This window comes from Kitasatospora sp. NPDC059673 (assembly GCF_042734215.1).
Taxonomy (GTDB): domain Bacteria; phylum Actinomycetota; class Actinomycetes; order Streptomycetales; family Streptomycetaceae; genus Kitasatospora.
In genome coordinates, this window is the sequence record NZ_JBHWEN010000003.1 from 333,479 (window position 1) to 342,733 (window position 9,255).

9 protein-coding genes are annotated in these 9,255 nt (G+C 73.1%); 5 read left to right on the forward strand and 4 right to left on the reverse strand.

Translation table 11 applies throughout. The features are described from left to right. Positions 1–83 precede the first annotated feature (83 nt). Positions 84–563, forward strand: a complete 480-nt coding sequence (locus ACFV18_RS06235; protein WP_380479818.1) for a DUF1203 domain-containing protein — start codon at positions 84–86, stop codon at positions 561–563. Positions 564–570: 7 nt separating this feature from the next. Here ACFV18_RS06235 and ACFV18_RS06240 read toward each other — a convergent pair whose 3' ends face one another. The 3 genes from ACFV18_RS06240 to ACFV18_RS06250 form a co-directional block, all read right to left on the reverse strand. Next, positions 571–936, reverse strand: coding sequence for a cupin domain-containing protein (locus tag ACFV18_RS06240; RefSeq protein WP_380479820.1), 366 nt, complete (start codon positions 934–936; stop codon positions 571–573). 116 nt (positions 937–1,052) lie between these two features. Continuing rightward, positions 1,053–2,159, reverse strand: coding sequence for a hypothetical protein (locus ACFV18_RS06245; RefSeq protein WP_380479821.1), 1,107 nt, complete (start codon positions 2,157–2,159; stop codon positions 1,053–1,055). A gap of 30 nt (positions 2,160–2,189) precedes the next feature. After that, positions 2,190–3,824 (reverse strand): M48 family metalloprotease, encoded by a 1,635-nt coding sequence (locus ACFV18_RS06250; RefSeq protein WP_380479823.1) that lies wholly within the window; start codon positions 3,822–3,824, stop codon positions 2,190–2,192. 165 nt (positions 3,825–3,989) lie between these two features. On the opposite strand from ACFV18_RS06250, the gene ACFV18_RS06255 reads away from it, so the two are divergent. Continuing rightward, on the forward strand, positions 3,990–5,144 hold the full coding sequence (locus tag ACFV18_RS06255) for a cystathionine gamma-synthase (RefSeq protein WP_380479825.1): 1,155 nt from the start codon (positions 3,990–3,992) through the stop codon (positions 5,142–5,144). A 179-nt stretch (positions 5,145–5,323) separates the two neighbouring features. Here ACFV18_RS06255 and ACFV18_RS06260 read toward each other — a convergent pair whose 3' ends face one another. After that, on the reverse strand, positions 5,324–5,755 hold the full coding sequence (locus tag ACFV18_RS06260) for a MarR family winged helix-turn-helix transcriptional regulator (protein WP_380479827.1): 432 nt from the start codon (positions 5,753–5,755) through the stop codon (positions 5,324–5,326). Between the two features lie 89 nt (positions 5,756–5,844). On the opposite strand from ACFV18_RS06260, the gene ilvA reads away from it, so the two are divergent. The 3 genes from ilvA (at position 5,845) to ACFV18_RS06275 (ending at position 9,150) form a co-directional block, all read left to right on the forward strand. Next, entirely contained in the window at positions 5,845–7,056 is a 1,212-nt protein-coding gene (ilvA, locus tag ACFV18_RS06265; RefSeq protein WP_380479828.1) for a threonine ammonia-lyase, read from the forward strand. A gap of 212 nt (positions 7,057–7,268) precedes the next feature. Next, positions 7,269–8,288: an ATP-binding cassette domain-containing protein gene (locus tag ACFV18_RS06270; RefSeq protein WP_380479830.1), complete on the forward strand. Its 1,020-nt coding sequence runs from the start codon at positions 7,269–7,271 to the stop codon at positions 8,286–8,288. Position 8,289: 1 nt separating this feature from the next. Then, complete coding sequence (locus ACFV18_RS06275; protein ID WP_380479832.1) at positions 8,290–9,150, forward strand: ABC transporter permease; 861 nt, start codon at positions 8,290–8,292, stop codon at positions 9,148–9,150. Positions 9,151–9,255: the final 105 nt, after the last annotated feature.

Below are 9,255 nucleotides of genomic sequence, written 5' to 3' on the forward strand. Positions count from 1 at the left end.
GGCCGTCGCCGTCCCGCCCTGGCGCGAAACGCGACGTCCGGAACCCGCCGGACCGGGGCGTCCGGTGGGCGCAGGCTGGGCCCATGAACACCATCGATGTGCGGGCCGTCCCCGCGCAGACGCTCGCCGAACTGCGCCGGCTCGACGACAGCGGGCGCTGTCACCCCGTCACCGTCACCGAGGACGGCGGCTCGCCGCTGCGGTGCTGCCTCACCCGGGCCCGCCCCGGCGACCGGATCGTGCTGCTGTCGTACGCGCCGCTGCGCCGCTGGGCCGAGGAGACGGGCTGCGACCCGGGCGCGTACCTGGAGACCGGGCCGGTGTTCGTGCACGCCGACCCGTGCGAGGGCTTCGCGGGCGGCTGGCCGGACGGCTTCCACGGCGGGCAGCGGGTGCTGCGGGCCTACTCCCCGGACGGGCGGATCCTCGAAGGCCGGGTCGGCGAGCCGGACGAACTACCCAAGCTGGCCGCCGAGTTGCTGGCCGACCCGGAGATCGCCGTGGTGCACGTGCGGGCCGTCGAGTTCGGCTGCTTCATGCACGAGGTGCGGCGGGCCGGCTGAACGACCCTCAGGTGCGCTTCGCATAGTCGGTGAAACCCTGCCAGTCGAGGACCACGCAGGGCACGTCGCCCAGCACCCAGGCGTCGTGGCCGGGCGGGCAGATCATCACATCGCCCGCGCCGAACTCCTCGGCCTGGCCGTCGTCCATCTCGATCCGCATCCGGCCCGAGATGACGTAACCGGCGTGCGAGGCCTGGCAGCTGTCGGTGCCGGCGATCGGTTTCACGTGCTTCGACCACTGCCAGCCCGGCTCGAACACGCCCCGGCCGACCCCGCCGGCCTTCAGATTCACCAGCGCCACCTGTCCCTTGCCGCCTTCGAACGGGCGGACCTCCTCGGGGGAGTCCAGATTCATCCGCACCAACCCGGCCATCACTGCTCACCTCCGGCCGACAACGCCCCGTGCCCCCGCCGCCGGGCTCGGCGACGGGGGCACGGCTGACGTCTCCCATCCTCGGTACCCGGCGTGGATCGCGCCAGGCACGGCGGTCAGTTCGCGGTGGCCGCCAGCACGATGTCGATGCGCCGGGAGACGAACCGGTCGATCGGGTTCGCCCAGTACGTCCACGGCTCGGGGACGATCGGGCCGAGCGCCCGCAGGTGCGGCATCGCGTCGGCGGGGCGGCCGGCCTGGGCCAGCACCCAGACCAGCCAGCCGTGCGCGTAGCTGCGGTGGCGGTCGTCGGGGTCGGCCAGTTCCAGGTCGGCGATCACCGCGGCCACCGCGGCCTGCACCTCGGGGGCGGCGTACGGCTCCTCGTTGCCCTCGAAGTGCTCGAAGTACGCCTCCAGCTTGAGCGCGGACAGCAGGCTGCCCTTCGGGGCGGTGGCGATCGCGGCGTCCACGAAAGCGTGCATCTGCTCGTGGCTGCCCTTCCACTTGGCGCACCAGTACTGCAGGGCGCCGGTGTGGGCGGAGAAGTTGTGCGGGTCGCGGGAGACGATCTCCTGCCACAGGGCCCGGAAGCGCTCGTTGTCCCAGCTCTGGCCCATCGCCAGCGGGATCTGCGCGACGAACGGCAGCGGGTCGGCCGGGTCGGCGAGCCGGACGGCCTCGGCGGCGGCCGCCTCGGCGTCGGCCAGCACCTTGCGGAAGGCGGCCCAGCGCTCCGCGGTGACCTGGTGGGCGCGCCGGCTGGTGCGCACGTTCCAGGCCAGGACGATCAGCGCGTCCTGGGCGAGGATCGCGGCGTCCGCGTTGTCCGGCTGCTCGGCGCGCCAGGCCAGCAGCCAGGCGTCGTCCTCGGCGGCCGGCTCCGCGAAGCGGCGCATCAGGCCCCGGCGCCGGTCGTGGTCGCCCGCCGCGGCGGCGAGCAGGTCGGCGGCCGGGCGCCAGACGCCGCCCCGGAGCGCGGCCAGCGCGGCGTCCAGGTCCGGGCCGGTCAGGCCCGGGTCCTCGATCAGCTCGGCCTTGGGAACCAGGCCGTGGTCGGCCGGGTAGATGGTCGGACGGTTCGCCTCCTCGTAGCGGGCGATGGTGGCCTGGGCGGCCTCGGTGCGGGCGTTCAGGGTGGCGACGCGGCGCTGCATCAGCCAGGTGGCCAGCTTGATGCCGGCGATCAGGAGCAGCGGAAGGAGGACGATCAGGACGGCCATCGGGCGGTTCAACTCCAGGGGGCGGGGGCGTCAGGACCGGTCGGTCAGCTCGGCCAGCAGGGCGCGCAGCGGGGCGGTGTCGGGCACGTCGGCGACCGCGGCGTCCAGCGCCCCGGGCAGCCGGTCCTCGGCGTCGCCGGGCAGTACCAGGGCGGCCGGGCGGCTCCAGGACAGCTCCCAGCGGGCCGCCTTCTGCGAGGCCAGGGCGAGCACGGTCAGCGACCGCAGCGCGTTGCGCAGCAGCGGCCGGTGGAACTCGCGGGCGGCCCGGCCGGTGGCCTGCGCGGACTCCTCGCTCTGCGGCAGCCGCCCGGCGAGCTCCGCCGCGCGCCCGGCGTCCAGCGCGTCCAGCATCGCCTCGGCGGTGCCGGGCAGGCCGCTGTCGGTGAGGGCGCGCAGCACCGGCTGGGCGTTCTCGCGGGCGTACGCGTACATCGCCTCGTGCACCAGCTCGGGCCAGTCCAGGCGGCGCATCGCCAGGGCCTCCGGGATCAGCGCCAGCGTCTCCAGCTCGGTCAGCCGCTGCTGCGGGTCGCGCAGCAGGTCGAGCGCGGGCCGGTCCTCGCCGAGGCCGGGCAGCCCCGGGGTGTCCGGCAGGGCCTGGACGGCGGCGACCCGCTGCTTGATCGGCGGGTGCGAGTCGTACGGGTCGGCCTGCTCGTCGGGGAGCTCCATGCCCATCTCGGCGAGCTCCTCGCGGCGCTCGGGGTCGGCCAGCAGGCGGCCCAGGCCGCCGAAGAACTGGCCGGGCAGCGGGAGCATTCCGGCGCCGACGCCCATGGTGGCGTAGCTGTTCAGGTAGAAGCTCTGCGCGGCGTCCAGCACGGGGATGCGGCTCAGCGCGGAGGCGGTGGCGTCGCGGCCGGCGATCCGGGCGGCGTGCCGGTCGGCGGCGTACTCCTGGCTGCGGCTGATCGACTCGGAGACCCGGAAGTACAGCTTGGCGTACTGGGTGAACAGCATGGCGAGGTAGCGCTCGGCGCCGCCGTTGCCGGCGTCCTTGCCGCTGGCCCGGCGGCCGCGGGCCTCGCGCTTGGCGTTGTCCTCGGCGATCTCGGCGGCCCGCTCGGCGACGTGCTGGTCGGCGTGGTGGTGCAGGGTGGCGACGGTGTGGCCGATGGCGGTGCGGCCGGCCACCGTGACGGCCGCCAGGCGGACGTCGTTGTTGGCGTAGTGGCCGAACTCGTGGGCGAGCACCGAGTCCAGCTCGGCCTCGGTCAGGCCGATCAGCAGCGGGGCGCCGATCACCAGGTGGCGGCGGCCCGGTATCAGGCCGAGCAGCTTGGTCTCCTCGTACACACCGGCGTTGACCTGCGGCACCAGGCGGATCTCGGCCGGGCCGCGCACGCCGGTGGCCTCGGCGATCCGGTCCACCCGGGCCCACAGCTCGGGCTGCTCCTCGCGGGTCAGCGGCAGGCCCTCGTGGCTGTCGTCGCGCTTGCGGCGGGTCAGGAACACCACCCGCAGCACCGGGTAGGCGATGGCGATGCTGAGCAGCCAGAGCTTCACCATGGCGGCGTGGAAGCCCGTGTTGACGACCAGTTCGACGTTCAGCCAGACCAGGACGGCCACGATGGCCGCCGCCAGCAGGTAGAACCCGGCGAGCAGTGCGACTGCCAGCAGGGCCCGGGTGGATGTGCGCATGCCGGTGCGCTCGGTGGACATTCCGCGCCCCCAAGTGTCGATCATGTGTGCGGCTGGCAGATCGTAGCGGTACGACCTGACCTTTCGCGACGCGATTGCGGCGAGCCCGCGGCCACCTGACGCGCCGCCACGGCGGAGCGGCCCAACCCCCTCCGGTGATCCGTCCGCCGCACTAGGCTCGACCGCATGACCGAGCACCAGCTTTCCCACGGCTTCGAAACCCTCGCCATCCACGCGGGCCAGGAAGCGGACCCCCGGACCGGGGCAGTCGTGACGCCGATCTACCAGGTGTCCACTTACAAGCAGGACGGCGTCGGCGGACTGCGCGAGGGCTACGAGTACAGCCGCTCCGCGAACCCCACCCGCACCGCCCTGGAGGAGTGCCTGGCCGCGATCGAGGGCGGCTCCCGCGGCCTTGCCTTCGCCTCCGGCCTGGCCGCCGAGGACACCCTGCTGCGGACCGTCCTCAAGCCCGGCGACCACATCGTCATCCCCAACGACGCCTACGGCGGCACCTTCCGGCTGTTCGCCAAGGTGCTGACCCGCTGGGGCGTCGATTTCTCCGTCGCCGACACCCACCACCCCGAGAAGGTGCGCGAGGCGATCCGCCCCAACACCCGCGCGGTGTGGGTGGAGACCCCCTCCAACCCGCTGCTCGGCATCACCGACCTGACCGCTGTCGCCGAGATCGCGCACGCCGCCGGCGCCCTGCTGATCGTCGACAACACCTTCGCCAGCCCCTACCTGCAGCAGCCGCTGTCGCTCGGCGCGGACGTCGTCGTGCACTCCACCACCAAGTACATGGGCGGCCACTCCGACGTGGTCGGCGGCGCCCTGGTGGTCGCCGACGCCGGCCTCGCCGAGGAGGTCGCCTACCACCAGAACGCGATGGGCGCCGTCGCCGGGCCGTTCGACGCCTGGCTGGTGCTGCGCGGCATCAAGACCCTCGGCGTCCGGATGGACCGGCACTCCGACAACGCCGCCCGGATCGCCGAACTGCTCTCCGCGCACCCGAAGGTGACGCAGGTGCTGTACCCGGGCCTGCCCACCCACCCGGGCCACGACATCGCCGCCAAGCAGATGAAGGCGTTCGGCGGCATGGTCTCGTTCCGGGTCGCCGGTGGCGAGCAGGCCGCCGTCGAGGTGTGCAACCGCGCGCAGCTGTTCACCCTCGGCGAGTCGCTGGGCGGCGTCGAGTCGCTGATCGAGCACCCCGGCCGGATGACCCACGCCTCCGCGGCCGGCTCCCCGCTGGAGGTGCCCGCCGACCTGGTGCGCATCTCGGTCGGCATCGAGTCCGCCGCCGACCTGCTGGCCGACCTGGAGCAGGCGCTCGGCTGACGCGTTCCCGGTCGGTTCAACGGCGGCCGTGCGGACCGCCGTTGAGCCGGCCCGGGATCAACGGCGCTTGCGCGGGAGCCGTTGAACCGCTCGGTGATCAACGCCGCTTGCGCGGACCGTCGTTGAAGCGTGCGGTGCTCAACGCCGGTCGCACGGGCCGTCGGCGAAGCGTGCGGGTGTCAACGCCGATTGCGCAGGCCGGCGTTGAAGCGCTCCAGCAGCGCGCAGAACACCGTCCGCTCGTCCGGCGTCCAGCCGGCCGTCAGCTCGGCGATCAGCCGCTGCCGCTGCTCGCGCACCTGCGCCAGACGTCCGGCTCCGAGCGGGGTCAGGGCGAGCCGCACCGCCCGCCGGTCGGCCGGGTACGGCACCCGGGCCAGCAGGCGTTCGCGCAGCAGCGGCGCGGCCTGCCGGGTCACCGTGGAGGAGTCCACACCCAGCGCGGCCGCCAGCGTCTTCACATTGGCCGGCCCGCCGGCGGCGAGCTGGTCCAGCAGCAGGAACGCGGCCCGGTCGAGCTCCCCGGCGGCACTGATCCGTCGGGCGAACACCGCGACCTGGTAGGGGAGTTGACAGTCGGAGTCGGGGACGTCGGGCAGTGGAGGGCTCATCGCGACTCACGGGGGTGCGGGCGACTCGTGCCCAGCAGCGTACGCGCGCCGGGCGGGCACCGGAACCGTCCCGTCCTACGCTGATCTTCATGCAGAACTGGCCGATCACGCTGGACGACGTCCGTGGCGCACAGAAAATGCTTGCCGGGGTGGCCCGGGTCACCCCGATGCAGAGCAGCCGCCACCTGTCCGGGGTGGCCGGCACCCCCGTCCACCTGAAGTGCGAGAACCTTCAGCGCACCGGCTCGTTCAAGCTGCGCGGCGCGTACCTGCGGATCGCCGGCCTGCTGCCGGTGGAACGGGCCGCCGGGGTGGTCGCCGCCAGCGCCGGCAACCACGCGCAGGGCGTGGCGCTGGCCGCCGCGCTGCTCGGCGTGCGCTCCACCGTCTTCATGCCGCTCGCCGCGCCGCTGCCGAAGGTCGCCGCCACCCGCGAGTACGGCGCCGAGGTGCGACTGCACGGCGCCAACGTCGACCAGGCGCTGCAGGCGGCGCGCGAGTACGCCGACGCCACCGGCGCGGTCTTCATCCACCCCTTCGACCACTGGGACGTGATCACCGGCCAGGCCACCGTCGGCCTGGAGATCCTGGAACAGTGCCCCGAGGTGCGCACCGTGCTGGTCGGCACCGGCGGCGGCGGGCTGCTGGCCGGCGTGGCGATCGCGATCAAGGCGCTGCGCCCGGACGTCCGGGTGATCGGCGTGCAGGCGGCCACCGCGGCGGCGTACCCGCTGTCGCTGGCCGCGGGCCGCCCGGTCTCGCTGGAGCGGTTCGCCACCATGGCCGACGGGATCATGGTCGGCCGCCCGGGCGACATCCCGTTCGAGGTGATCAACTCCCTTGCGGACGGGATGCGGACGGTCTCCGAGGACGAGCTGTCCCGGGCCCTGCTGGTCGGCCTGGAGCGGCTCAAGCTGGTGGTCGAGCCCGCCGGGGCGGCACCGATCGCCGCGCTGCTGGCCGAGCCGGGCCGGTTCGAGGGCCCGGTGGTGGGGGTGCTGTCCGGCGGCAACATCGACCCGCAACTGATGCAGCGGGTGCTGCGGCACGGCCTGGCCGCGGCCGGCCGCTACCTGTCGCTACGGGTCCGGCTGACCGACAAGCCGGGCGCGCTGGCGGACCTGCTGGGCGTGCTGACCCGGGTGGACGCCAACGTGCTGGACGTCGCGCACGTGCGGATCGACCCGCAGCTGGGCCTGACCGAGGTCGAGGTGGACCTGCACCTGGAGACCAAGGGCCCGGAGCACTGCGCGGCGGTGATCGGGGAGCTGCGCGAGGACGGCTACGTGGTCTCGCACTGAGACCCGGCACTGAGACCCGGCACTGAGGCCTGGCTCACCTGCGCGAGTTGACGCGATATATCGCGAGTGGCAGCATCTTGCGATGTATCGCGAGCTTGCCGTCGGCGGGCTCAGGTAACAGAGTGGGTGATCTGCGCCCAAAACGGACTCGTCCACCGACTCCGCACCCCCCGATCTCAGGACCTCCGACCTCAGGGAGATGAGGCAGGACCATGGCGTCAGCCATCGAAGCCGAGAACCTGGTCAAGACCTTCGGTGACGTACACGCCCTCGACGGCGTGAGCCTGGACGTCCCCGAAGGCACCGTGCTCGGACTGCTCGGCCCCAACGGCGCCGGCAAGACCACCACCGTGCGCGTGCTGACCACGCTGCTCCAACCCGACTCCGGCCGGGCCACCGTGGCCGGCGTCGACGTCCTCAAGCACCCCAACCGGGTGCGCAGTCTGATCGGCCTGTCCGGCCAGTACGCCGCCGTGGACGAGTACCTCACCGGCCGCGAGAACCTTCAGATGGTCGGCGAGCTCTACCAGATGAGCGCCCGCGACGCGAAGAAGCGGGCCGTGGAGCTGCTGGAGTGGTTCAACCTCGCGGATGCGATGGACCGCACCGCCAAGACCTACTCCGGCGGCATGCGCCGCCGCCTCGACCTGGCCGCCGCGCTGGTGGTCCGCCCGCCGGTGATGTTCCTCGACGAGCCCACCACCGGCCTCGATCCGCGCAACCGGCTTGCGCTGTGGGAGGTCATCGAGACCCTGGTCGAGCAGGGCACCACCCTGCTGCTGACCACCCAGTACCTGGAGGAGGCCGACCGCCTCGCCCACGACATCGCGGTGGTCGACCACGGCAAGGTGATCGCCCGCGGCACCGCCGATCAGCTGAAGGCCCAGATCGGCGGCGAGCGCATCGAGGTCGTCGTGCACCGGCCCGAGCTGGTCCCCGAGGCGGTCGCCGCACTCACCCCGTTCGCCAAGGGCGACCCGGCGGTGGAGAAGAACACCCGCCGGATCACCGTCCCGGTCAGCGGCGGCGCCAAGGTCCTCGCCGACGCCATCCGCGAACTGGACGCCCGTTCCATCGAGATCGACGACATCGGCCTGCGCCGCCCCACCCTCGACGACGTCTTCCTCTCCCTCACCGGCCATGTCACCGAGTCCGCCGAGGGCGACGGAGCCGCGGGCGAGGGTGAGCAGCCGGCGAAGAAGGGCCGTCGCGGCCACGGGAAGGACGCCTGAGATGACCACCGCACTGCCGGACGCGGCGATCGGCCCCGTCCCCGTCGCCCCCCGCCGGGGCGTCGCCGCCACCCTGCACGACTCCTGGGTGGTCGCGAAGAGGAATTTGCGTCGAATGACCAGAATTCCCGAAATTGTGGTTTTCGGGCTTATGCAGCCGGTGATGTTCGTGCTGCTGTTCTCGTACGTGATGGGCGGCGCGATCGCCATCCCCGGCGCCACGCCCAGCCACGAGGTGTACATCGAGTACCTGATGGCCGGCATCTTCGCCCAGACCGTCACCTTCGCGGTGGCCGGCGCCTCGGCCGGCATCGCGGAGGACATGACCAAGGGCCTGGTCGACCGGTTCCGCTCGCTGCCGATGTCCCGCGCCGCGGTGCTCACCGGCCGCACCCTCGCCGATCTGGTGCAGACCGCGTTCACCGTGGTGGTGCTCGCCCTGGTCGCGCTGCTGGTCGGCTGGCGGATCCACGACGGCTTCCTGAAGGCGCTCGCCGCGTTCGGCCTGCTGCTGCTGCTCGGCTACGCGTTCTCCTGGATCGGCGCGCTGATCGGCCTGTCGGTGCGCAGCCCCGAGGCGGCCACCTCGGCCGGTCTGATCTGGCTGTTCCCGCTGACCTTCATCTCCAACGCGTTCGTGCCGGTCAGCTCGATGCCGGGCTGGCTGCAGCCGATCGCCTACTGGAACCCGTTCTCCGCCACCGTGCAGGCCTGCCGCAGCCTGTTCGGCAACCAGCTCGGCCCGACGCCCGACGCCTGGCCGATGCAGCACGCCGTGCTGGTGTCGATCGGCTGGTCGCTGGTCATCATGGCGCTGTTCTCCTGGCTGTCGGTGCGCAAGTACCGCCGCGCGGCGGGCTGAGACCCTGCCGGTGAACGACCGGACGGCCGCCTCCCCCCCCCCGGGGGCGGGCCGCCGGGGGGGGGGTGCGGGGGGCGGACACCGGGACACGCGGGGCGGCGAGCC